Source organism: Pseudomonas fitomaticsae, from assembly GCF_021018765.1.
Lineage (GTDB): Bacteria > Pseudomonadota > Gammaproteobacteria > Pseudomonadales > Pseudomonadaceae > Aquipseudomonas > Aquipseudomonas fitomaticsae.
This window is the reverse complement of the sequence record NZ_CP075567.1, coordinates 2,710,646-2,733,238: the sequence shown is the minus strand read 5'-3', so window position 1 is coordinate 2,733,238 and position 22,593 is coordinate 2,710,646. Positions and strand designations below refer to the sequence as shown.

The following is a 22,593-nucleotide window of genomic DNA, read 5'->3' as shown; positions in this document are numbered from 1 at the left end:
AGGCCGCGTTGGCCCGGCGACTGAAACCTGTTGGGAGTTTCACATGGCAAACGCCTCCAGCACTTACAGGAAGGCTCTTGAAGGTCATCAGCAACCGAAAAAGGTTCTGGTGAAGGTCGATCGAGTCACCAAGAAGTTCGACGAAACCACCGCTGTGGACGACGTGTCCCTGGAGATCCATCAGGGCGAAATCTTCGCCCTGCTCGGCGGCTCCGGCTCGGGCAAATCGACCCTGCTGCGCATGCTCGCCGGTTTCGAACGGCCGACTGAAGGACGCATTCTGCTCGACGGTGTCGACATCACCGACATGCCGCCGTACGAGCGGCCGATCAACATGATGTTCCAGTCCTACGCCCTGTTCCCGCACATGACGGTTGCGCAGAACATCGCCTTCGGCCTCAAGCAGGACCGTTTGCCGGCCAGCGAAATCGACGCCCGCGTCGAAGAAATGCTGCGCCTCGTCCACATGACCCAATACGCCAAGCGCCGCCCGCATCAACTGTCCGGCGGCCAGCGTCAGCGCGTGGCCCTCGCCCGCTCGCTGGCCAAGCGTCCGAAGCTGTTGCTGCTCGACGAACCGATGGGCGCGCTGGATAAAAAGCTGCGCTCGCAGATGCAGCTGGAACTGGTGGAGATCATCGAACGCGTCGGCGTGACCTGCGTGATGGTGACCCACGACCAGGAAGAGGCCATGACCATGGCCGAGCGCATCGCGATCATGCACCTGGGCTGGATCGCCCAGATCGGCAGCCCGGTCGACATCTATGAAGCGCCGGTCAGCCGCATGGTCTGCGAATTCATCGGCAACGTGAACGCCTTCGACGGCACCGTGGTCGAGGACCTTGAAGGTCATGCGATCATTCACAGCCCGGACTTGCAGCAAAAGATCTACGTCGGTCATGGCGTCAGCACTTCGGTGCAGGACAAGTCGATCACCTACGCGATCCGCCCGGAAAAAATGCTCGTCAGCACGATCAAGCCGGAGACCCGCTACAACTGGTCCGAAGGCAAGGTGCATGACATCGCCTACCTCGGCGGCCACTCGGTGTTCTACGTCGAATTGCCGAGCGGCAAGATCGTCCAGTCGTTCATGGCCAACGCCGAACGCCGTGGCGCGCGTCCGACCTGGGACGACAAGGTCTACGTCTGGTGGGAAGACGACAGCGGCGTGGTACTGCGCTCATGAGAACCTTCAATCAGCAATTCCTGCGCCTGGTGCCCAGCGGGCGAAAATTCGTCATCGGCATCCCGTTCATCTGGCTGTTCCTGTTCTTCATGCTGCCGTTCTTCCTGGTGATGAAGATCAGCTTCTCGGAAGCCGCGCTGTCGATCCCGCCGTACTCGGAGATCTACACCTACGCCGAACAGAAATTCCAGCTGTTCCTGAACATCGGCAACTACACCATGCTCGGCGAAGACGAGCTGTACCTGTCGGCCTACCTCGGTTCGCTGAAGGTCGCGGCACTGAGTACGATGATGTGCCTGGTGATCGGTTTCCCGATGGCTTACGCGATCACCAAGGCCAGCAAGGAAGCGCAAAACGTTTTGCTGCTGTTGATCATGATGCCGACCTGGACCGCGATCCTGATCCGCGTTTACGCGTGGATGGGCATCCTCAGCAACAACGGTTTGCTCAACGCATTTTTGATGTGGACCGGGCTCACCGATCACCCGATCGAGATCCTCAACACCAACACGGCCGTCTACATTGGAGTCGTGTATGCCTACTTGCCATTCATGGTGCTGCCGCTTTACGCCAACCTGGTGAAGCACGACGGCAGCCTGCTGGAAGCCGCGCAGGATCTGGGTTCGAGCAACTTCAACAACTTCTGGAAAATCACCGTACCGCTGGCCAAGAACGGCATCATCGCCGGCTGCATGCTGGTGTTCATTCCGGTGGTGGGCGAGTTCGTGATTCCGGAACTGCTGGGCGGCCCGGAGACCCTGATGATCGGTCGCGTGCTGTGGCAAGAGTTCTTCAATAACCGCGACTGGCCGGTGGCATCTGCTCTGGCGGTGGTGATGCTGTTGATCCTGATTGTGCCGATTCTGCTGTTCAACCGCAGCCAGGCCAAAGAGATGGAGGCACGGGGATGAAACGCTTCGGTTTTGCAAAATTCATGTTGATCTTCGGCCTGACGTTCATTTATCTGCCGATGCTGATTCTGGTGATCTACTCGTTCAACGCCTCGAAACTGGTGACAGTCTGGGGCGGCTGGTCGGTGAAGTGGTACGTCGGCCTGCTCGACAACACCCAACTGATGGGCTCGGTGGTGCGCTCGCTGGAAATCGCCTGCTACACCGCGATCGCCGCCGTGGCGCTGGGCACCCTCGCCGCGTTCGTGCTGACCCGCGTGACGCGCTTCAAGGGTCGTACGCTGTTCGGTGGTCTGGTGACCGCGCCGCTGGTGATGCCTGAGGTGATCACCGGTCTGTCGCTGTTGCTGCTGTTTGTGGCGATGGCGCAACTGATCGGCTGGCCGCAGGAGCGTGGGATCGTCACGATCTGGATCGCCCACACCACGTTTTGTGCCGCTTATGTGGCGGTGGTAGTCTCCGCCCGCTTGCGCGAGCTGGACCTGTCGATCGAAGAAGCGGCTATGGATCTGGGCGCAAAACCGTTCAAGGTGTTTTTCCTGATCACCATCCCGATGATCGCGCCGTCGCTGGCGGCAGGCGGCATGATGTCGTTCGCCCTGTCGCTGGACGATCTGGTGCTGGCGAGCTTCGTCTCGGGCCCGGGTTCCACCACCCTGCCGATGGAAGTGTTCTCGGCCGTGCGTCTGGGTGTGAAGCCCGAGATCAACGCCGTGGCCAGCCTGATTCTGCTGGCAGTATCGCTGGTGACCTTCCTGGTCTGGTACTTCGGCCGCAAGGCAGAAGCCAACCGCAAGCGTGCGATTCAGGAAGCGATGGATCAGACCGCCAACGAATCGTGGCAGCAACCGCAACCTCAACGAGTGGCAGCGACGGCCTAGGGCCGTCGCGTTTTACGGCTTTGCGCTTTTGCTTAAAAGCTTTTGAATAAAAAGAATGGAGTTTCACCGATGAAAATGTTTGGCAGGACTCTGCTGACACTGTCCTTATTGGGCGCAATCGCCACGGGCGCCCAGGCCAACGACAAGGTACTGCGCGTTTACAACTGGTCGGATTACATCGCCCCGGACACCGTCAAGAAGTTCGAGGACGAGACCGGCATCCGCGTGACCTACGATGTGTTCGACAGCAATGAAACCCTCGAGGCGCGTCTGCTCGCGGGTAAATCCGGCTACGACATCGTGGTGCCGTCCAACAGTTTCCTGGCCAAGCAGATCAAGGCCGGGGTCTATCAGACCCTGGACAAATCGAAGCTGCCAAACTGGAAAAACCTCAACCCGGTGCTGCTGAAAAACGCCTCCGCCAGTGATCCGGAAAACGCCCACGCGTTCCCGTACATGTGGGGCTCGATCGGCATCGGCTTCAACCCGGACAAGGTCCGCGAAGTGCTCGGCAAGAATGCGCCGACCAACTCCTGGGACCTGCTGTTCAAACCGGAGAACGCCGAGAAGCTGAAAGCCTGTGGCATCAGCTTCCTCGATTCGCCGACCGAAATGATCCCGGCCGCGCTGCACTACCTGGGCTATCCGGTGAACGACAAGGACACCGCGCACATCAAGGAAGCCGAGGCGCTGTTCATGAAGATTCGCCCGAACGTGGCGTACTTCCACTCTTCGAAATACATCTCGGACCTGGCCAATGGCAACATCTGCGTGGCGGTCGGTTACTCCGGTGACGTGCTGCAGGCCAAGGCCCGCGCGGTGGAATCGGGCAACAACGTAGTGATCGACTACAGCATTCCCAAGGAAGGTGCCGGCAGCTTCTACGACATGGTCGCCATCCCGCGCGATGCGGCGAACGTCGAGAACGCTTACCTGTTCATGGACTTCCTGATGCGTCCGGACATCATCGCCGAGATCACCAACAGCAACGGCTACAGCAACGCCAACGCAGCGGCGACACCGCTGGTGGACGAAGCGATCCGCAACGATCCGGGCTCGTACCCGTCGCAGGAAGTGATGGCCACGCTGTATGCGGTGCCGGATCAGCCGATTGCCACGCAACGGATCATGACCCGGGGCTGGACCCGCGTGAAACTCGGCAAGTAAACACACATCGATTTCCGTTCACGCAGCGCCTTACCACCGCTGCCCCCTGCTCTGAACGGCCTCACCTGGCTTTCCTCGGTTCAGGTGAATTCAGGCGCCCTCGGGCGCCTTTTTTTGTGGGTTCAGATCAGTGGCCAGTCGGCCAGCGAGCGATAACGGCCCTTGTGGGATTCGAACAATGCAAAGCGCTCGGCACGCAGGAAGAACTCCGGCGGCGTGGCGGATTCCGGCTCCGGCGCCCGATAGTCCCGGGCCAGCGTCAGGTGCGGACGATACTCGCGCGTCGCCTCTTCAAAACGAAACGGCAACATCGCCTGCTCCAGCGCATACACCAGTCGCAACAATGCCTGCGGCGCCTGCTGCGGCGCCAGCGACAGCACCCCGGCACGGCGCCAGACCTGCAACCGATCCAGCGAAATCCTCAGCGCCTCCCCCGGTGTTCGCACCTTCGCCGCCGCCTCGCAGACTTCGCCAATCTGCGCCAACGGCACCGCGCCGAGAAACAGCAGCGTCAGATGAAAATTGTCGGCCGGCACCGGTTTGCCGGTACGCAAACCCAGCTCGCTGCGCCACTGGGCAATCGCCTTGCGCTGTGCCGGCGGGCAGTCCAGAGCGAAGAACAGCCGCTTGAGCGGTTGATCCCCGCGCGTTTCGTCCGTCATGGCCCCGCTCCTTCGTTCGTCGAGATCCCTGGATTCTACACGCCCGTTTCTGGCGACTCTCGGCATGGGGTTTATAGTTCTACGATTGCCATCAACCGGAGGACGTCATGCGCGAGATCCTCAGCAAAGAACCCTGGTGGGCCCGACCGCCGAATCCCGGGCAGGATGAGAGTGAACTGGAATGGGGCTGGCTGGTGCATTACAGCGAGGGTGAGCCGCGTTTCGAATTCGTCCGCGAGCGGCCGACGGACGAACAGATCCGCAACCGCAAAGGTTGCCGGATCACCCCGTCGGCGGAGTGACCCGGCAACGCGGCATCAAGGTTCGAGAATGTCCTTGAAGCCACCGAAGATCATCCGCTGCCCATCGAACGGCATCGGATTGACGTCCGGCTGCATGCGCGGGTCTTCCATCATTTTCGCCATGCCGGCGTCGCGAGTGGCCTTGTCCGGCCAGATCAGCCAGCCGGCCGATACGGTTTCGCCTTCCTTGAGTTTCACCGCCATCGGGAATGAGGTGACCTTGCCGTCCGGCACGTCATCGCCCCAGCCCTGAATCACCTCCAGAGCGCCGTATTCCTTGAACAGCTTCGCGGCGATTTCGCAGTGTTTCTTGTACTGTTCGCGATTGGCATTCGGCACGGGCGCCACGAACACATCGATGTAAGCCATGATCATTCTCCTTGCAGGGTGGGTTCGATCTGCTGAGTAGTCGACTCGGGCGGCCGCCATTCGACACGGTTGACGCCCAACCCGACCGACGGCTCGTCCCGCCCGCCCAGATTGCCCTCGACCTGCGCCGCCATGTGCAGCGTGCCGGCCATCACGCCGGTGGTCGGGTTCTGCACCAGTTTCAGCCAGGCCTTGTCGAACGTGTTGCCGAGACTGCTGCGAATCAGGGCTTCGCTGTCGGGGCGGTCGTTGGCCTGAATGATCGCGCGGATACCCGCCACACCGACCGAAATCAGCGCCCCGGCCAGTTTGCCTGCCGCTGCCGCCACCGCGCTGGCAGCGCCGCGCGGGGCCATTTCCGCCTCCATGCGCTGGCTGGCGCGCTTGGCCACCGGCGCCATGGCCGTGTCGGTCGAGGCCACGCCTTTCGAGCCGCCATCGGTGTGGATCTTGTCGATCAGCGCAGCGTAGGCCGGCAGCGTGTTCAAAGGTTCAGTGCTGACGATCTGGTACAGCGAAGCATCGCGGGCCAGCGGCGGGCCAAGGGCGATGGCGGGGATTTTCTGCAACCGCCCATTGAGCTGGGCGATGGGCACGCCGTGGCGCTGGGCGATGACCGGCATCTGCTGCGCCATCAGCTGCGCGTAGAACGCGGTGGACTGGCCGAGGATCGCGTCCGGATCGATCTCCACCGCCACCGGCGCCAGCACCCGTTCCTGATATTGCTCCAGCAGATAGGCCGCCAGGCGCTTGGCCGACGCATCTTGCTCGCCGCTGGCACTGATCGTGTACCAGCTGACCTTCATCGACAGCCATTCCTGGGTCCAGTAACTGCTGAACCACGGGATGAAATTTTCTTCAGTTTGCTCATAGACCCGAATGCGCCAATGTTCCATCGAGCCACGGGCGAACAGCTTGACCTGCTCGGTGGCCTGCTTCGAGGCGCTGACGATTTCCCGGTCGATCTGCTGCCAGGTGGCCGGCGAGACCACCACTGCCGGCGCGCTCACCGGGGCCCGCGCCGTGGTGGCGCAGCCGGCCAGCAACACCAGTGCGGCGAGGAGCAGCGCACGCAGGTTCACGGTGGCGGTCCTTATCTGTTCTTCGGTCGGGCGATGAAGAATCCGGAGGAGATGAAATGAGTATAGGTGCGTGCGGTGCGCCGTTTATCCGCTGGTCAGGGCTGCGTCAGTCCAACCATCAATGGCGTCGATATTCACCATTGCGACGATTGCCTTCCGCCGACCGCTCGCCGAAGGCACGATTTACCCATCCGAAACACACAGCACGAGGAGTTCACATCATGATCAGCAACGTCACCCTCGCCGTGAGTTTCCCGGTCTTCGGCAGCAACTACTATGATCAGCACGCCGTGTCGCGCAAGACCCGGGCGCTGGTGTTCGACGAAGTCTTCGAAGATCTGTTGATGCCCGCCGCCAGCAATCATTTCAGCAATGAAGTGGTCGGCCTCAACGATCAGTTCCGTTTTCTGAGCGACATTCTCGCCACCCATTTGCTGGACATCGAGGCCTCTGTGCCTGCGCGATCCAGCGTCCGGGCGAGCGCTCATTTTTAATGCCAGAGGGCGTTCCCGTCGGGGAACGCCCTCTTCGTTTCAATCAGTCATCATCCCGGTCGCGGTGATAACGACGCCCGTCGCGGCGGTCGTCATCGCGATCATCCCAGCGCCGGTCATGATCGTAGTAACGGCCATGATCGCGGTCGTAGTGCCGGCCATGGCGATGGTCATCATCGAAATCCGCCACACAGCCGCCCAGCAATACGGCGGCGGAAACAGTCAGCAGCAGGCTTGTTGCACGCATCATTCAGATTTTCCCTAAAACCAAGGTCTTGACGACGGAAACAGTCAGCGCTGCCCACGTCGATAAGGCGCGGTGCGCGCTGCCGCAGATACGACCGGGGAAAAAGGCTTTGATTCAGTGGCCATCAACGACCGTTCATCGCCCTGCTTGCCGTGCCCCTCCTGTCGATCCAGTGGCTGTTTGATGGCTTTGACTGGGGCAAAATCCGACAAAACCTTTTCCTCCCCCCTGCGGTCACTCCTAGAACAGACCAAGACTGGCTACCACGCCGGCGTGCCCTGGCGGGTCATTTGCAACCTGCCGACCTGATCAGAGGAAGCCCAGCCATGAACGACCATCCGCCGTTGGCGATTTCCCGACGCCGTTTCCTGATTCTCGGGGCCGTGACCGCGACTGCGTTCGCGATGCCGCCCTTCATCAGCCTCAAGGCCTACGCGGCCGCTCTGGAGCAACCGGCCATGGCCAAAGTGACCCTTGAAGTCAACAGTAAGCCGCAGACGCTGGAGATCGACACCCGCACCAGCCTGCTCGACGCCCTGCGCGAACACCTGCACCTGACCGGCAGCAAAAAGGGCTGCGACCACGGCCAGTGCGGCGCCTGCACGGTGATCGTCGATGGCCGGCGAATCAATTCCTGCCTGACCCTGGCAGTGATGCAGGACGGCGCCAAAGTCACCACCATCGAAGGCCTCGGCATGCCGGACCACCTGCATCCAATGCAGGCAGCGTTCATCAAGCATGACGGTTACCAGTGCGGCTACTGCACGCCGGGGCAGATCTGTTCAGCGGTGGCGGTGCTTCAGGAAATCCGCGACGGCATCCCCAGTCACGCCAGCGCCAGCCTCACCGCACCGCCGCAACTGATCGCCAGCGAATTGCAGGAACGCATGAGCGGCAACATCTGCCGCTGCGGCGCCTACTCGAACATCATCGAAGCCATCAGCGAAGTCGCGGAGGTGCCAGCATGAGAGCGTTCAATTACAGCCGCGCCGACTCCCCTGCCGCAGCCGCTGCCCAAGCCGCACAAATCGAGGGCGCCCGCTTTATCGCCGGCGGCACCAACCTGCTGGACTTGATGAAGCTCGACATCGAAACGCCGCAGCAGCTGATTGACGTCAATCACCTGGGGCTCGACCAGATCGAAGCCACCGACGACGGCGGCTTGCGCATCGGCGCACTGGTGCGCAACACCGATCTGGCCGCCGACAGCCGCGTCCGGAAAGACTATGCGCTACTCGCTCGCGCCCTGCTTGCCGGCGCATCGGGCCAGTTACGCAACATGGCGACCACCGCCGGCAATCTGCTCCAGCGCACGCGCTGCCCGTATTTCTACGACACCAATCAGGCCTGTAATAAACGCAAACCCGGCAGTGGCTGCGCGGCGATTGGCGGTGTCAGTCGACAACTCGGGATCATCGGCGTCAGCGACGCCTGCATCGCGACCCATCCGAGTGACATGGCGATTGCGATGCGTGCGCTGGATGCCCGGATCGAAACGATCAAGGCCGATGGCAGCACCCGGCGCATCGCCATCGCGGATTTCCATCAATTGCCCGGCACCACGCCAAATGTTGAAACCATCCTGACACCGGGCGAACTGATCACCGCTGTCACCCTGCCCGCCCCGGTGGGCGGCACCCATGTCTATCACAAGGTGCGCGACCGCTCGTCGTACGCCTTCGCCCTGGTGTCCGTCGGTCTGATCCTGCAGAAGGATGGCAGCGGTCGCATCGCGGTCGGCGGCATCGCGCCGAAACCCTGGCGGGTCGAAGCGGCGGAAGCGCTGTTGCCGCAAGGCGCGAAAGCCGTCAGCGCGCGCCTGCTCGACGGCGCCACGCCCACCCCGGACAACCAATTCAAAGTGACGCTGGTCGAGCGCACGATTGCCTCGGTGCTGGCCCAAGCGAGGGACGAAGCATGAAATTCGACACGCCCGCCACGACCAATCCGATTGATCAGTTGAACGTCATCGGCAAACCCACCGACCGTATCGAAGGCCCGTTGAAGACCAGCGGCCAGGCGCCTTACGCCTACGAGCAGCATGAAGCGGTCAAAAATCAGGCCTATGGCGTGATGGTCGGCTCGGCCATTGCCAAGGGTCGCATCACCCACATTGATCTGGAGGCCGCCCGGGCCGCGCCGGGGGTGCTGACCATCGTCACCGCCGCCAACGCCGGCAAGCTCCGCAAAGGCAAATACAACGCCGCGCCACTGCTGGCCGGGCCGCAAGTGCAGCACTATCACCAGGCCGTGGCGCTGGTGGTCGCCGAAACCTTCGAACAGGCGCGGGCCGCCGCGCAATTGGTCAACGTCGAATACGCGGCCGACAAAGGTCAATTTGATCTGGCCAGCGTGCGCGATCAGGGCGTGGAGCCGAAAGACGAATTGCCGGACGTCACGCACGGCGATTTCGCCAGCGCTTTTGCCGCCGCGCCCGTGCAGTTCGACCAGACCTACACCACGCCGGATCAGTCCCACGCGATGATGGAACCCCACGCGACACTTGCCGCCTGGAAAGGCGATCACGTGACGCTCTGGACTTCCAACCAGATGATCGCCTGGAGCGTCGGCGACATCGCCACCACCCTCGGCCTGCCCAAGGAAAACGTGCGGTTGATCTCGCCGTACATTGGCGGCGGATTCGGCGGCAAGCTATTCATTCGCGCCGACGCGATCCTCGCCGCCCTTGGCGCACGTCTGGCGAACCGGCCAGTGAAGGTCGCTCTCGCCCGCCCGCAGATCGCCAACAACACCACCCACCGCCCCGCCACCATCCAGCGCATCCGCATGGGCGCCACGGCGGACGGCAAACTCACTGCCATCGCCCATGAAGGCTGGTCAGGCAACCTCGCCGACGGCAAGGTCGAAGTCGCGGCGCAGCCGAGCCAGTTGCTCTACGCCGCAGAAAATCGCCTGGTGACCATGCGCCTGGCGCCGCTGGATCTGCCGGAAGGCAATGCCATGCGTGCCCCCGGTGAAACGCCGGGGTTGATGGCACTGGAGATCGCCATGGACGAGATGGCAGAACAGCTCAAACTCGATCCGATCCAGTTCCGCATCCTCAACGACACCCAGGTCGACCCGGTGAAAACCGAGCGGCCGTTCTCCCAGCGGCGACTGATCGAATGCCTGCAAACCGGCGCCGAACGCTTCGGCTGGGATAAACGCAATGCAACGCCCGGCAGCCGTCGCGAAGGTCGCTGGCTGATCGGCATGGGCGTCGCGGCGGCGATTCGCAACAACCTGCTGGTGAAGTCCGGCGCACGCGTACGGCTGGAGCGCGACGGCAAGATCACCGTCGAAACCGACATGACGGACATCGGCACCGGCAGCTACACGATCATTGCCCAGACCGCCGCCGAAGTGATGGGCGTGCGTCTCGACGATGTGGCTGTGCATTTGGGCGATTCGAATTTTCCGGTGTCGTCCGGCTCCGGCGGCCAGTTCGGCGCCAATTGCTCGACCGCCGGGGTCTACGCGGCGTGCATGAAACTGCGCGAAGCGGTCACGGCCAAACTGGGCATGAATTCAGGTGAAGCGCAGTTTGCCGATGGTCACGTGCGCCTGGGCAGCAAAAACGTGCCGTTACGTGAGGCCGCGCAACACGCCGCAATCGAAGTCGAGGACAGCATCGAATTCGCCGACCTCGCCAAGCAGTACCAGCAATCGACCTTCGGCGCGCACTTCGTCGAAGTCGCCGTCGATGCCGCCACCGGAGAAGTCCGCGTGCGGCGCATGCTCGCGGTCTGCGCCGCCGGGCGGATTCTCAATCCGAAATCGGCCCGCAGCCAGGTGATCGGCGCCATGACCATGGGCGTCGGCGCGGCATTGATGGAAGAACTCGCGGTGGATAAGCGCCAGGGCTTTTTCGTCAACCATGACCTAGGGGGCTATGAGGTGCCGGTGCACGCCGACATTCCGCATCAGGAGGTGGTCTTCCTCGATGAAACCGACCCTATTTCCTCGCCGATGAAAGCCAAGGGGGTTGGTGAACTGGGGATTTGCGGAGTCAGCGCGGCGGTGGCGAATGCGATCTACAACGCCACGGGCGCTCGGGTGCGGGAGTACCCGATTACCCTCGACAAGGTTCTGGATGCGTTGCCTGAGATGATCTGAAACCGAATGAAAAACGCCCGGCGTGAGCCGGGCGTTTTTGTGCCTGAGGCGGCATGGCACCTGCGGTTGCTGTATCCGATTCGTCTACCTGGCGGCCACGCGCTCAAGGCCTGGGCGCAGAGATTCGCTGGCGTGGAGAGTGATCTCGGCTTCCGGCACCTGCGCACTCCGTTCCTCGGCCTCGCCATTGAGCGCCCTGTGCATTTTTTCGCTATCGAGCGCCCCTACCCATTTGGCGATGGCCATGGTGCCCACGCCGTTGCCAATGGTGTTGGTGATCGCCCGGGCTTCCGACATGAAGCGATCGACACCCAGCAACAACACCATGCCCGCCACCGGAATCGTCCCGAGTGATGCCAGTGTCGCCGCGAGAATGATGAAACCCGAGCCTGTCACACCTGCCGAGCCTTTGGAGGTGAACATCAACACCGCCAGCACAATCAATTGGTCGGTCAGCGTCAGCGGTGTGTTCGTCGCCTGAGCGATGAAGATCGCCGCGATGGTGTAGTAGATGGCCTGGCCGTCCGGGTTGAAGGTCAGGCCCGAGGGGATGATCATCCCGGCCACCGGTTTCGATACGCCGGCCTTTTCCATCTTCGAGATCATCTGCGGCAGAACTGACTCCGAGGAGCTGGTGCCGAGCACCGTAAACAACTCTTCCTTGATGAATTTGAGGAATTTCCACAGGCTGAATCCGCTGTAGCGACAGATCGGACCAAGCACGAAAATCACGAATACCGCACAGGTCAGGTAAACGCACGCCATCAGTTTTCCCAACGAAAACAGCGAACCGAAACCGTACTTGCCGATAGTGAACGCAATTGCACCGAACGCACCGATCGGCGCCAGGCGCATGACCATGTTGACGATGCGGAACATGCCCTGCATCAGGCTTTCCAGCGCATCGACGAACACCTTGCCACGCGGCCCGACATGGGCCAAGGCGATACCCAGCAGGATTGAAAACAGCAGGATCTGCAGGACATTGCCCTTGGCGAATGCATCGACGATCGTGTCGGGGATGATGCCCATCACAAAATCCATGAACGACGCATGTTTTGCTGCTGTCGTGTAAGTCGTCAGACTGCTGGTGTCGAGGCTGGCGACATCGACATTCATGCCCGCGCCGGGTTTGAAAACGTCCACCACGATCAAGCCGATGACCAGCGCCAGCGTCGACACCACCTCGAAATAAATCAATGCACGAAAGCCGACCCGACCCAGCTCCTTCATGTTTTCCATGCGGGCGATGCCGGTCACCACCGTGAGAAAGATCACCGGCGCGAGCAGCATCTTGATCAGTTTGATGAAGGCGTCGCCCAAAGGTTTGAGCGCAGTACCGGTTTCGGGCACCAACACGCCGATAAGTGCGCCGAGAATCACGGCGAGGAGGACTTGCACGTAGAGTTTGCCGAATATTCTTTTCATGACAGGGCCCTGATTTTTTATTGTTGTCAGGAAATGCCGAGGGGACACGCCCCTCGGCGGTGTGCCGCAGTACTGATTTGAAATTGCCGGGATCAGCGGTTGATCAGTGCGATCACCGCGTCGGTGACCTGGCGCGTGGTGGCGGTGCCGCCCAGGTCCGGGGTGTGCAGGCCGCTTTCGGTGACCGCTTCGATGGCCGACATCAGGTGTTTGGCGGCCGCTTTTTCGCCCAGATGTTCAAGCATCATCGCGGCAGTCCAGAAGGTAGCAATCGGATTGGCCACGCCTTTGCCGGTGATATCAAATGCCGAGCCGTGGATCGGTTCGAACATCGACGGGAAATCGCGCCGTGGATTGAGGTTGGCAGTGGGTGCAATGCCGAGGCTGCCGGACAGTGCAGCGGCCAGGTCCGACAGAATGTCGGCGTGCAGGTTGGTCGCGACGATTACGTCCAGTGTCGCCGGCTTGAGCACCATGCGCGTGGTCACGGCGTCGACCAGTTCCTTGTCGATCTTCACGTCCGGGAAATCTTTGGCGACTTCGTAGAAAATTTCGTCCCACAGCACCATGCCGTGCCGCTGGGCGTTGGACTTGGTGACCATGGTCAAATGTTTGCATGGACGGCTTTGCGCCAGTTCGAAGGCGAAGCGATGAATGCGCTCGACCCCGGCACGGGTGAACACCGAAACCTCTGTCGCCACTTCTTCCGGCAAGCCTCGATGCACGCGGCCGCCGTTGCCGGAGTATTCACCCTCGGAGTTTTCCCGGACCACCACCCAGTCGATCTGCTCGCCGTTGTGCAGCGGACTTTTCACCCCCGGCAGCACCCGCGCCGGGCGCACGTTGGCGTATTGGTCGAAACCCTGACAGATCGGCAGACGCAGGCCCCACAGTGAAATGTGATCCGGCACATTGAGTGCGCCGACCGCGCCGAAAAAAATCGCGTCGAAGGTTTTCAGCTCTTGCAGGCCGCCTTCGGGAATGTAATGACCGTTTTTCAGGTAGTTGTCGGAGTTCCAGTCGAAATGTTTGAAGTCCAGTTCGAAACCGGATTTTTTCGACAGGGCTTGCAGCACTTCGACGCCGGCGGCGATCACTTCCACACCGATGCCATCACCCGGAACCGCAGCAATCTTGTATGCACTCATGGTCAACTCCACTCTCTTCACGTTTTTGTTTTGCCTGCCGGACAGGACTGTCAGGCGGGGTGTGATCGGAGTATATGTAGTGACCAGAAAGCAGTGAGTTACACAAAATCACTACATCCATAACTTTGAGTTACCAATGAGTCAAACCCTCGATCTGTCGTTTTTTCATCTTCTCGCCAACAAGGGCAGCCTGGCCGCTACGGCTCGCGAGCTTGGTGTGACGCCTCCGGCAGTCAGTAAACGCCTGAGTGCGCTGGAGGCTCGTCTCGGCGTGCGGTTGGTCAATCGCACTACACGCTCAATGAGTCTTACGGCAGAAGGCGAACTGTATTTTTCCCACGCGGCGAGGATCCTCACGCAGATCGACGAGGTCGAGCAGTTGATCGGCGCCAGCCGCGCAACCCCCAAGGGTCTGATCCGGGTCAATGCCTCGCTGGGCTTTGGTCGTCGTTACATCGGTCCGGCCCTGGCAGCGTTTTTTGCCCAATACCCGGAGGTGGAAATCCAGTTGGAAATCAGCGACCACCCACTGGATCTGACGACCCACGGATTTGATCTGGGGATTCGTTTCGGCACCCTGCCTGACGCGGCATTTCATGCCCGGAAGATTGCCTCAAACCGCCGTTTGCTCTGTGCCTCGCCGCTGTATCTGGAGAAACACGGTGTGCCACAAAAACTGTCGGACTTGCCGCAACACAACTGCATATTCCTGCGGCAGAACGAAACGCCCTATGGCGTCTGGAGCTTCACTGACGGCGGACGTACGCAGAACGTCAAAGTGCGTGGTGCCCTGGGATGCAACGATGGTGAAGTGGCCCTGAACTGGGCCCTGGAAGGCTATGGCATTCTGCTGCGCGCCGAATGGGACATAGCCCGCTACGTGCGCAGCGGCCGTTTGCGCCTGGTACTGGAAGACCAGACCCCGACCCGCGCCGATGTGTACGCGGTGTACCCGCAGCAGCTGCATCTCTCGGCACGGGTTCGCAGCCTGATCGACTTTCTGGTGGACCGCTTCAGGCACATCGACAATCTGGATGATCCGGGCGACTAACTGACCAGCGCAATCAACTGCTGACGCTGCGCATCGGTCAGCATCAGCCCGAACCCGGCGCCGGCGTTGTCGGCCATGTACAGCGGATTGCGGGTGCCGGGAATCACGCAGGTCACCGCCGGGTGCGCCAGCAGAAATTTCAGCGCCAGTTGCGGCCAGCTCCTGGCCCCGACTTGCGCCGCCCAGCCCGGCAGCGGTTTGCCCTTGAGCCGTGCGAGCAGGTCGCCGCCACCGAACGGCCGGTTGCAGATCACTGCCACCCCGCGTTCGCGGCACAGCGGCAGGATGCGCTTCTCGACCCCGCGATCATCCAGGGCGTAGTTGATTTGCAGGAAGTCCAGCGGCTCGGCCTTGAGCACCGCTTCGACTTCGTCATAGGCCGACGGCGTGTAGTGGGTGATGCCGATGTAGCGGATGCGGCCCTGCTCTTTCCAGTCGCGCAGGGTCGGCAGATGGGTTTGCCAGTCGAGCAGGTTGTGGATCTGCATCAGGTCGATGCGCTCGGTGCGCAGCAGGCTGAACGACTGCTCCATCTGCGCGATGCCCTCCTCGCGACCCCGGGTCCAGACCTTGGTCGCCAGAAACGCCGGTGAGCGTGGTTCGTGGATCGACAGCAATTCACCGGTGGTTTCTTCGGCGCGGCCGTACATGGGCGAGCTGTCGATCACCGTGCCGCCCTTTTTGAACAGCTCGCCGAGCACCGCCGGTAATTGCTTGTAGACCGGATCGCCGGGGGCGACGTCGAAACCGCGATAAGTGCCCAACCCCACCAGCGGCAGTGGTTCGGAGCTCGAAGGGATGGCGCGGGTCTGCATGGTCTGGGCTCCTGTGGCGTTGGGCGACGTAATGGCGGCCAGCGCCCGGTCAAAGGTGAAAACCGCTGACACCCCGGCTGCCAGCGTCAGCAACCGGCGGCGGGAATATCCCTCAGTGTGGTTCATGCTGGCGCCCTTGCCCTGTGGATCTGTTGCACCTTGTGTTTTGACGCAGCCCGCAAAACCGTTGGACTACACTGCGACAGCCAATCTGCGCGCCCGGTTAAAGTTAGTCGAATGTCCAGAACCCTGTTGTCACTCGTCGCATTGATCGTCGCCGTGTACCTGATCCTGTGCGCGGCGCTGTTCGTGTTTCAGCGGGCACTGATCTATTTTCCCCAGCCCGCCAGCCTCGATTCTCCAGAGTCACGGTTGACGCTGGCCATGCCCGACGCCGAGATCCGCGTGACGGTGCGCGAGCGCGCCGGAGCCAGAGCGCTGATCTATTTCGGTGGCAATGCCGAGGACGTTTCGCGCAATCTGCCGGAGTTTTCCGAGGCGTTTCCTGACTATTCGTTGTATCTGCTGCATTACCGAGGGTTTGGCGGCAGCGGCGGCTCGCCGTCCGAAGAGGCGATCGCCGAGGATGCGCTGGCGCTGTTCGATCAGGTGTATGCCAGTCATCCGCAAGTCGCGCTGCTGGGGCGCAGCCTCGGTTCCGGGGTCGCGGTGCGGCTGGCCAGCCAACGGCCGGTGGAGCGGCTGATTCTGGTCACGCCCTACAACAGCCTTGAAGAAATCGCCGCTCGCCAATATCCGTGGGTGCCGGTGCAGTGGTTGCTCAAGGATCGTTTCCGGTCCGGCCAGTACGCGGCGCACATCCGCGTGCCGACGCTGCTGCTGGCGGCGAGCGATGACGAGGTGATTCCACGGGCCAGCACCGAACGCTTGTTGCGCAGTTTTCCCGATGGTGTGGCCACGCTCAAAGTGGTGGCGGACGCGACGCACAATTCGATATCCGAACGACCGCAATATCTGCAATGGATCGAGGATGTGTTGAATCGCTGAGCACTTCGTCGGCAGCCGTTAAAACTCGGCGCGGCTTCGTGAACCAAGTGCGAAAAGACCAGTCCTACCCGCGCCGCGTTCTGCGGTTCACTCCCCTTCAGTGTTGTCCTTTTCAGAGCTTTGCGTCCCATGCGCCACGCCGTTCGTTCGTCTCGCTTCGTTTCGCTGTGCCTGTTGATCCTTTCTCCCCTGCTTTCTCCCTCTGCCCACGCCGGCGCCGAGCGGCAACTGGTGGCCGCCATCAACGACTACCGCGCCCATCCGCAACGTTGTGACCGACGCCCGGCCCAACGGCTGGCGCCGCTGACGCTGAGGTCGAACCTGGCGTTGCCGGTCGGCTATGGCTACGGCGGTGGGTTGCGCGAACGACTGAAGGATTCCGGCTACGCGGCCGTGGCGGTGCGCAGCATCCGGATCGTCGGTGCGCAGGACGCCGAAGAGGCCTTCGATCTGCTGCAAAGCGATTACTGCGGCGCGCTGCTCGACGGTCAATACGCCGACATCGGCATCAGCCGCGCCCGCAGCGAATGGCAAGTGGTGCTGGCCCGGCCGGTGCTCGACAACCGCGTCGGCGACAACCGCAGCGTCGGCAAAGCCTTGCTGGCCGAGGTCAACGCCGCCCGCGCCCGACCGCGTATGTGCGGTCGCCAGCGCTTCGCCGCCGCGCGGCCCTTGAGCTGGAACCCGGCGCTCGGCGCCGCCGCCCAGGGCCACAGCAAGGCCATGGCCTACGGCAACTACTTCGCCCACCGCGACCCGGACGGCGACGGCCCGGCAGATCGCGCCCGGGCGGCCGGCTATCGTGGCCGGCAGATCGGCGAAAACATCGCCGCCGGGCAAAGCTCACCGGGCAAGGCCATGGCCGGCTGGCTGGCCAGCCCCGGACACTGCGCCAACCTGATGAACCCGATGTTCACCCAGGTCGGCGCCGGATTTGCCAGTGAGGCGCGCAGTGACGAAGGGGTTTACTGGACGATGCTGTTCGGAGCACCTTGAGCACTCACTTCGGCCGACGCACTGCCCGCACCCTGCCACTGTTCCCGCCGCCACAATAGAAGCGCTCGGCGCCATCGGCCTCCAGGCCGGAGACGCCGATTCCGCTGGGCAACGTCAGGCTTTCCAGAACCTCGCCGCTCCCCGGGTCGACTCGCCGGATCTCGCTTTCATCGCCTTCCCAGGTGCCATGCCACAGCGCGCCGTCGACCCAGGTGACGCCGGTGACAAAACGATTGGATTCGAGAGTGCGGAGGATTTTCCCGGTGTCCGGATCGATCTGGTGGATCTTGCGGTCGCGATATTGCCCCACCCACAACGAACCCTCGGCCCAGGCCATGCCCGAGTCGCCACCGTCGCCCGGTGCCGCAATGGTATGGAGCACACGCCCGGTGGCCGGGTCGATCTTGTGAATTCGCCGGTCGGCGATCTGGTACAGGTGCTGGCCGTCGAACGCGGTTCCGCCATCGGCGCCGACCTTGATCGTGCGCACGGTTTCGCCGCTGGCCGGGTCGAGTGCATTGAGCTGACCATCGCTGGCGAACCAGACTTGTCGGCCATCGAAGGTCACGCCGTGGACTCCGTCGACACCTTCGAACGGGCCGTATTCACGAAGGATTTCTGCGTTTGCCTGTTTCATGCTGGTTTCCTCGTTGAGTGGGTGAGTCCAGCCTAGCCATTGCCCAGCGACACCGGGAGTAACAAGATCGTCGCGAAACCCGGCACCGGCGGCATCAGCCAGCGTCGTGCACGACCAACGCCGAACGCCTGGACCTTGCCTTGTGCCGCCAGCGTTTCCAGCGCTCGCTGCACTTGCCGCTGGCTGTTGCCCGACGCAAGCGCCAGCGCTGAGCTCGACCACGCCTCGCCGTCGGCGAGCAGGGCCAGCAGCGCGGCGTTTCTGTCCTCGATCGGCAACGTGAGCAGCGCTACGTCATGTGCGACCAGCGCATAGCCGCGCGGGGTCGCGGTGATTCCGGCCAGTGGGCGCAACGCCGCACGCAACCGGCCGATCTCGACCCGCAATCGGACGCGGTGGGATTCATCATCGAGTTTCAAACGAAAGGCTTTGGCGATCAGCGTCTCTCTGGACACTTCTGCCGGCCAGGCTTCGGCAAGCCGCCGAAGGAGGTTGAACAACACCGGTCGCGTGGCCAGCGCCACGGTCATTCCGGCACCACGCACGCTGTAGCGACAGGCATCAACCACCAGCGTCGGTGAGGCAAACAACGCTTCCACCTGTGCGAGCGTGACCGCTTTCTCCTGACCCGCGACGATCATTCGGGCTGCCGGCGCCTCAAGAAATCGCAGGGCGTGAGCGACCTCCGCCGACAGCGCCGCAATGGCGGCCTGCTGCGCCGCCCGTTGTGCTCGCTCCAACGCCATTTTCGCCTTGTGAGCCTGCACCCGGCGCAAGGCGATTGCGGCGGTCATCAGTTCATGGATAGTGCGCAGGGTCGGAGGTAACGGTGCAGGATCGAGTTCACCGAGCAGCTTTTCAGCCGCTTCCAGCTGGCCGATCAGCAGTAACCGGCGAATCTGCAAACAGCGTGCGTGCGCGGCATTCACCCCGTCGTCATGATCCTGCAAGACTTGTCGCGCCGCTTCCAGCGCCTCGACCGGCCAGCCCAGATCCCGCGCCGCCAGCGCCACCTCGGCCTCGGCTACCACACAACGCGCCCGGGACAGCGACTCATTGGCGCCAAACGCTTTCACCGCTCGTTGCAGCAATGCCTTGGCCCGCGTCATGTCGCCAAGTTGTGCCATGGCGATCCCGCGTAGGGCCAGGGCTGGAGGGTCATCGCGCAGGGCGACGACATTCAGCGCCGCCAACGGATCACCCGCCGCCAGTGCGCGGCCGGCGGCGTTGATCAGCGAGTCCATGGTCTATCCATCTTTACACGCCCCTGCGCCACTGCGTCGTGAAATAGAGTCTACGCTCGACATTTAAACGTGTTTAATACCCTTGATGGCACTTTGACGATCCTGCACTATCGGCAAAGCTTTCCACGGAAGGAAAATCGCATGCTGGACGCGAACGCTACCCACATCATCCTCGCTCTTGAGGGGGTTTCAACCGACTTGCAAGTCGTGAACTTTGTCGGTCGCGAAGCCCTCAACGAACCGTTCCGTTTCGACATCGAACTGGTCAGTGCCCGCCCCGACCTCAAACTTGAAGAACTCCTGCACAAGCCTGGCTGCCTGACATTCGGCGCCACTGGCGAGGGCAAGATTCACGGTCTGGTGTACCGCATCGAGCAAGGCGATTCCGGCAAGACCCTGACCCGTTACAGCCTGAGCCTGGTGCCGCAACTGGCCTACCTGCGGCACAACCATGACCAGCAGATCTTCCAGCAACTGACGGTGCCGAAGATCATTGCCCAGGTGCTGGAGGATCGCGGCATTCTGGCCGACGCCTACAGCTTTCAGCTCAGCGCCGAATACCCGGAACGCGATTATTGCGTGCAGTACGACGAGTCCGACCTGCATTTCATCCAGCGCCTGTGCGAAGAGGAAGGCATTCACTTCCACTTCCAGCACAGCAGCAGCGGCCACAAACTGGTGTTCGGCGACGACCAGACCGTGTTCCGCAAACTGAAACCGGTCAACTACCAGCAAGACTCCGGCATGACCGCCGACAAACCGGTGATCAAGCGCTTCAACCTGCGCCTGGAAACCCGTACCAGTCGCGTCAGCCGCCGCGATTACGATTTCGAGAAACCGAAGATCCTGCCTGAAGGCGCGGCCAAATCCGCGTTCATGCCGGATCTTGAGGACTACGACTACCCCGGCCGCTTCACCACGCGTGAACGCGGCAAGTTCCTCGCGACCCGAGCACTGGAACGCCACCGCAGCGACTACAAACTCGCCGAAGGCAAAGGTGACGAGCCGACCCTGACCACCGGCCATTTCATGACCCTGGCCGAACACCCGCGCGCCGAATGGAATGACCTGTGGCTGTTGCTGGAAATCTTCCACGAAGGCAAACAGCCGCAAGTGCTGGGCGAAAACGTCACCAGCGACGTGACCGACAACAAGAGCGATTTCCACCAGGGCTACCGCAACAGCTTCGTGGCCACTCCGTGGGACGCCCACTTCCGCCCTGCCCTCGAGCACCCGAAACCGAAAGTCCTCGGCAGCCAGACCGCCATCGTCACCGGCCCCGCCGGCGAAGAAATCCACTGCGACCAATACGGCCGCGTGAAAGTGCAATTCCACTGGGACCGTGAAGGCCAGGCCGACGACAAGACCACCTGCTGGCTACGTGTCGCCAGCGGCTGGGCCGGAGCAGCCTACGGCGGCATCGCCATTCCGCGCATCGGCATGGAAGTGCTGGTGACCTTCCTTGAAGGCGACCCCGACCAGCCGCTGGTCACCGGATGCCTGTACCACAAGGAAAACGTCGTCCCCTACGATCTGCCGGCGAACAAGACCCGCAGCACCTTCAAGACCCTCAGTTCCCCGGGCGGCAAGGGCTACAACGAGTTCCGCATCGAAGACAAGAAAGGCGTGGAGCAGATCTACATCCACGCCCAGCGCGACTGGGACGAGAACATCGAGCACGACCAGAAGATCCGCGTCGGCAACGAGCGGCATGACACTGTCGAGGCCAATGTTTTAAGTGAATTCAAGGTCGAGGAACACCGCATCACCCACCTGGACCGCAAGAGCGAAATGCGCGCCAACGATCACCTGACTGTGGGCGTGACCCAACACGTGAAAGTCGGCACCGGGCAGTTTGTCGAAGCGGGGACGGAGATTCACTACCACGCTGGCGAGAAAGTGGTGATCGAAGGCGGCATGGAACTGACGGCCAAGGCTGGCGGCAGTTTCGTCAAGGTGGATGTCGGTGGCGTCACCATCAGCGGCGCACAGGTCAAAGCGAATTCCGGTGGCGCTCCGGGAACCGGAACCGGGATCGCCATCAAACTGCCGACAGCCCTGACACCGGCTGACACAGACACCGCCGGCAAAACCCTCGGCACTGCACCGGTCAACACCCCGCCCCCTGCAACATCCGTCAACACAGCCACATCAGCTCCGCCGACAAAAGCAGAAACCCGCCTTGCGCAACAGAACATGCAGGCACAAACCCTCGTGAATGCCGCGAAAAGCGGCGTCCCGTTCTGCGAGATCTGCAATAAATGACTCAATTGCGCCTGAACCTGTACGAATGGCTGAGCATTGAACTCTGGCCCCTAGGCAGCAGAAGCAACGCCCCCAAGGTCTATGCCCTGCTGGACGGTGCTCGCGACCCACGCATCGAGCCGCTGGTTCGCACGAGTTACGCTGAATTTTCCTGCCTTTACTCCGGAGAACTCTCGCCTGATCTGTCCGCTGCCGCGCCGTATCTGCTGCACCTCGATCCCCAGCAGCCGTACACCCGGCAATTGCTGGAAAAGAGCTGGGGCCAGAGTTGGGGCTGTATTGCGGTCGTTCCTGCGCGGGTCACGCTGGAGGATTTACGCAATCACTTGCGAACCCTGTTACGGGTGAAAGACCCGGATGGCAACTGGCTTGTGTTTCGCTTCTACGATCCCAGAGTGTTACGCGTCTATCTACCGACCTGCACAACAGAAGAACGCCACACCCTGTTCGGTCCGGTCGTGAAATTCATCGCCGAAACCGGTACGGGGCATTCGCTGATCAGCTATATGATCGATCCAGCTGGTGGCCCGGCGACACAAGTCAGCACGTGGCCATCGGCGGACGTCGTTGAATAAAGGGCCTGC

Annotated in this window: 23 protein-coding genes; 14 read left to right on the top strand and 9 right to left on the bottom strand. The window is 61.9% G+C overall.

Features of this window, described 5'->3' with window-relative positions; all coding sequences use genetic code 11:
• The first annotated feature begins 43 nt into the window (after window positions 1–43).
• The 4 genes from potA (at window position 44) to KJY40_RS12455 (ending at window position 4,145) form a co-directional block, all read left to right on the top strand.
• A complete protein-coding gene (potA, locus tag KJY40_RS12470) occupies window positions 44–1,186 on the top strand; it encodes a polyamine ABC transporter ATP-binding protein (protein ID WP_007957110.1) in 1,143 nt (380 codons plus the stop codon).
• Window positions 1,183–2,097 carry an ABC transporter permease subunit gene (locus KJY40_RS12465; RefSeq protein WP_230737168.1) on the top strand — a complete coding sequence of 305 codons (915 nt, stop codon included), beginning with the start codon at window positions 1,183–1,185 and terminating at the stop codon, window positions 2,095–2,097. Before potA ends, KJY40_RS12465 begins: the two co-directional genes overlap by 4 nt.
• Window positions 2,094–2,978 carry an ABC transporter permease subunit gene (locus KJY40_RS12460; RefSeq protein ID WP_007957119.1) on the top strand — a complete coding sequence of 295 codons (885 nt, stop codon included), beginning with the start codon at window positions 2,094–2,096 and terminating at the stop codon, window positions 2,976–2,978. The genes KJY40_RS12465 and KJY40_RS12460 overlap by 4 nt, the downstream gene beginning before the upstream one ends.
• A 69-nt stretch (window positions 2,979–3,047) precedes the next feature.
• Window positions 3,048–4,145 (top strand): polyamine ABC transporter substrate-binding protein, encoded by a 1,098-nt coding sequence (locus KJY40_RS12455; protein ID WP_230737166.1) that lies wholly within the window; start codon window positions 3,048–3,050, stop codon window positions 4,143–4,145.
• 122 nt (window positions 4,146–4,267) lie between these two features.
• Here KJY40_RS12455 and thpR read toward each other — a convergent pair whose 3' ends face one another.
• Window positions 4,268–4,807 carry an RNA 2',3'-cyclic phosphodiesterase gene (thpR, locus tag KJY40_RS12450; protein ID WP_230737164.1) on the bottom strand — a complete coding sequence of 180 codons (540 nt, stop codon included), beginning with the start codon at window positions 4,805–4,807 and terminating at the stop codon, window positions 4,268–4,270.
• A gap of 107 nt (window positions 4,808–4,914) precedes the next feature.
• Between thpR and KJY40_RS12445 the strand changes: the two genes are divergently transcribed.
• Entirely contained in the window at window positions 4,915–5,109 is a 195-nt protein-coding gene (locus KJY40_RS12445) for a hypothetical protein (RefSeq protein WP_007957125.1), read from the top strand.
• Window positions 5,110–5,124: 15 nt separating this feature from the next.
• On the opposite strand, the gene KJY40_RS12440 is transcribed toward KJY40_RS12445, so the two are convergent.
• Both KJY40_RS12440 and KJY40_RS12435 read right to left on the bottom strand, forming a co-directional pair.
• Entirely contained in the window at window positions 5,125–5,478 is a 354-nt protein-coding gene (locus KJY40_RS12440; protein ID WP_230737162.1) for a DUF1428 domain-containing protein, read from the bottom strand.
• A gap of 2 nt (window positions 5,479–5,480) precedes the next feature.
• Complete coding sequence (locus KJY40_RS12435) at window positions 5,481–6,560, bottom strand: hypothetical protein (protein ID WP_230737160.1); 1,080 nt, start codon at window positions 6,558–6,560, stop codon at window positions 5,481–5,483.
• A gap of 221 nt (window positions 6,561–6,781) precedes the next feature.
• Between KJY40_RS12435 and KJY40_RS12430 the strand changes: the two genes are divergently transcribed.
• Window positions 6,782–7,054, top strand: a complete 273-nt coding sequence (locus KJY40_RS12430) for a hypothetical protein (protein ID WP_230737158.1) — start codon at window positions 6,782–6,784, stop codon at window positions 7,052–7,054.
• 43 nt (window positions 7,055–7,097) lie between these two features.
• Here the strand turns inward: KJY40_RS12430 and KJY40_RS12425 are convergent, their stop codons facing one another.
• Window positions 7,098–7,304: a hypothetical protein gene (locus KJY40_RS12425; protein WP_064382340.1), complete on the bottom strand. Its 207-nt coding sequence runs from the start codon at window positions 7,302–7,304 to the stop codon at window positions 7,098–7,100.
• Window positions 7,305–7,627: 323 nt separating this feature from the next.
• Here KJY40_RS12425 and paoA point away from each other — a divergent pair, with 323 nt between their 5' ends.
• The 3 genes from paoA to paoC are packed head-to-tail and all read left to right on the top strand — an operon-like array spanning window position 7,628 to window position 11,417.
• A complete protein-coding gene (gene paoA / locus KJY40_RS12420; protein ID WP_230737156.1) occupies window positions 7,628–8,269 on the top strand; it encodes an aldehyde dehydrogenase iron-sulfur subunit PaoA in 642 nt (213 codons plus the stop codon).
• Window positions 8,266–9,222: an FAD binding domain-containing protein gene (locus KJY40_RS12415; protein WP_230737154.1), complete on the top strand. Its 957-nt coding sequence runs from the start codon at window positions 8,266–8,268 to the stop codon at window positions 9,220–9,222. Before paoA ends, KJY40_RS12415 begins: the two co-directional genes overlap by 4 nt.
• Window positions 9,219–11,417 carry an aldehyde oxidoreductase molybdenum-binding subunit PaoC gene (paoC, locus tag KJY40_RS12410; RefSeq protein ID WP_230737152.1) on the top strand — a complete coding sequence of 733 codons (2,199 nt, stop codon included), beginning with the start codon at window positions 9,219–9,221 and terminating at the stop codon, window positions 11,415–11,417. Before KJY40_RS12415 ends, paoC begins: the two co-directional genes overlap by 4 nt.
• Window positions 11,418–11,501: 84 nt before the next feature.
• On the opposite strand, the gene KJY40_RS12405 is transcribed toward paoC, so the two are convergent.
• Entirely contained in the window at window positions 11,502–12,845 is a 1,344-nt protein-coding gene (locus tag KJY40_RS12405) for a dicarboxylate/amino acid:cation symporter (RefSeq protein WP_230737150.1), read from the bottom strand.
• 92 nt (window positions 12,846–12,937) lie between these two features.
• Window positions 12,938–13,993: a tartrate dehydrogenase gene (locus KJY40_RS12400; protein ID WP_230737148.1), complete on the bottom strand. Its 1,056-nt coding sequence runs from the start codon at window positions 13,991–13,993 to the stop codon at window positions 12,938–12,940.
• Window positions 13,994–14,129: 136 nt separating this feature from the next.
• On the opposite strand from KJY40_RS12400, the gene KJY40_RS12395 reads away from it, so the two are divergent.
• The gene (locus KJY40_RS12395; RefSeq protein ID WP_230737147.1) at window positions 14,130–15,044 is read left to right on the top strand and encodes a LysR family transcriptional regulator; all 915 of its coding nucleotides are present in this window, start codon (window positions 14,130–14,132) and stop codon (window positions 15,042–15,044) included.
• Here the strand turns inward: KJY40_RS12395 and KJY40_RS12390 are convergent.
• Window positions 15,041–15,985: an aldo/keto reductase gene (locus KJY40_RS12390; RefSeq protein WP_230737145.1), complete on the bottom strand. Its 945-nt coding sequence runs from the start codon at window positions 15,983–15,985 to the stop codon at window positions 15,041–15,043. The two genes, KJY40_RS12395 and KJY40_RS12390, sit on opposite strands and share 4 nt — an antisense overlap.
• Before the next feature lie 111 nt (window positions 15,986–16,096).
• Between KJY40_RS12390 and KJY40_RS12385 the strand changes: the two genes are divergently transcribed.
• Together KJY40_RS12385 and KJY40_RS12380 are read left to right on the top strand one after the other, a co-directional pair.
• Complete coding sequence (locus KJY40_RS12385) at window positions 16,097–16,867, top strand: alpha/beta hydrolase (protein ID WP_230737143.1); 771 nt, start codon at window positions 16,097–16,099, stop codon at window positions 16,865–16,867.
• A gap of 129 nt (window positions 16,868–16,996) precedes the next feature.
• Window positions 16,997–17,863 carry a CAP domain-containing protein gene (locus KJY40_RS12380; protein WP_230737141.1) on the top strand — a complete coding sequence of 289 codons (867 nt, stop codon included), beginning with the start codon at window positions 16,997–16,999 and terminating at the stop codon, window positions 17,861–17,863.
• Between the two features lie 4 nt (window positions 17,864–17,867).
• On the opposite strand, the gene KJY40_RS12375 is transcribed toward KJY40_RS12380, so the two are convergent.
• Together KJY40_RS12375 and KJY40_RS12370 are read right to left on the bottom strand one after the other, a co-directional pair.
• Window positions 17,868–18,500: a Vgb family protein gene (locus tag KJY40_RS12375; RefSeq protein WP_230737139.1), complete on the bottom strand. Its 633-nt coding sequence runs from the start codon at window positions 18,498–18,500 to the stop codon at window positions 17,868–17,870.
• Window positions 18,501–18,532: 32 nt separating this feature from the next.
• Window positions 18,533–19,744 (bottom strand): helix-turn-helix domain-containing protein, encoded by a 1,212-nt coding sequence (locus tag KJY40_RS12370; RefSeq protein ID WP_230737137.1) that lies wholly within the window; start codon window positions 19,742–19,744, stop codon window positions 18,533–18,535.
• 141 nt (window positions 19,745–19,885) lie between these two features.
• On the opposite strand from KJY40_RS12370, the gene tssI reads away from it, so the two are divergent.
• Both tssI and KJY40_RS12360 read left to right on the top strand, forming a co-directional pair.
• Window positions 19,886–22,009 (top strand): type VI secretion system Vgr family protein, encoded by a 2,124-nt coding sequence (gene tssI / locus KJY40_RS12365; protein ID WP_230737135.1) that lies wholly within the window; start codon window positions 19,886–19,888, stop codon window positions 22,007–22,009.
• Window positions 22,006–22,584, top strand: coding sequence for a DUF4123 domain-containing protein (locus KJY40_RS12360; protein WP_230737133.1), 579 nt, complete (start codon window positions 22,006–22,008; stop codon window positions 22,582–22,584). The genes tssI and KJY40_RS12360 overlap by 4 nt, the downstream gene beginning before the upstream one ends.
• Window positions 22,585–22,593: the final 9 nt, after the last annotated feature.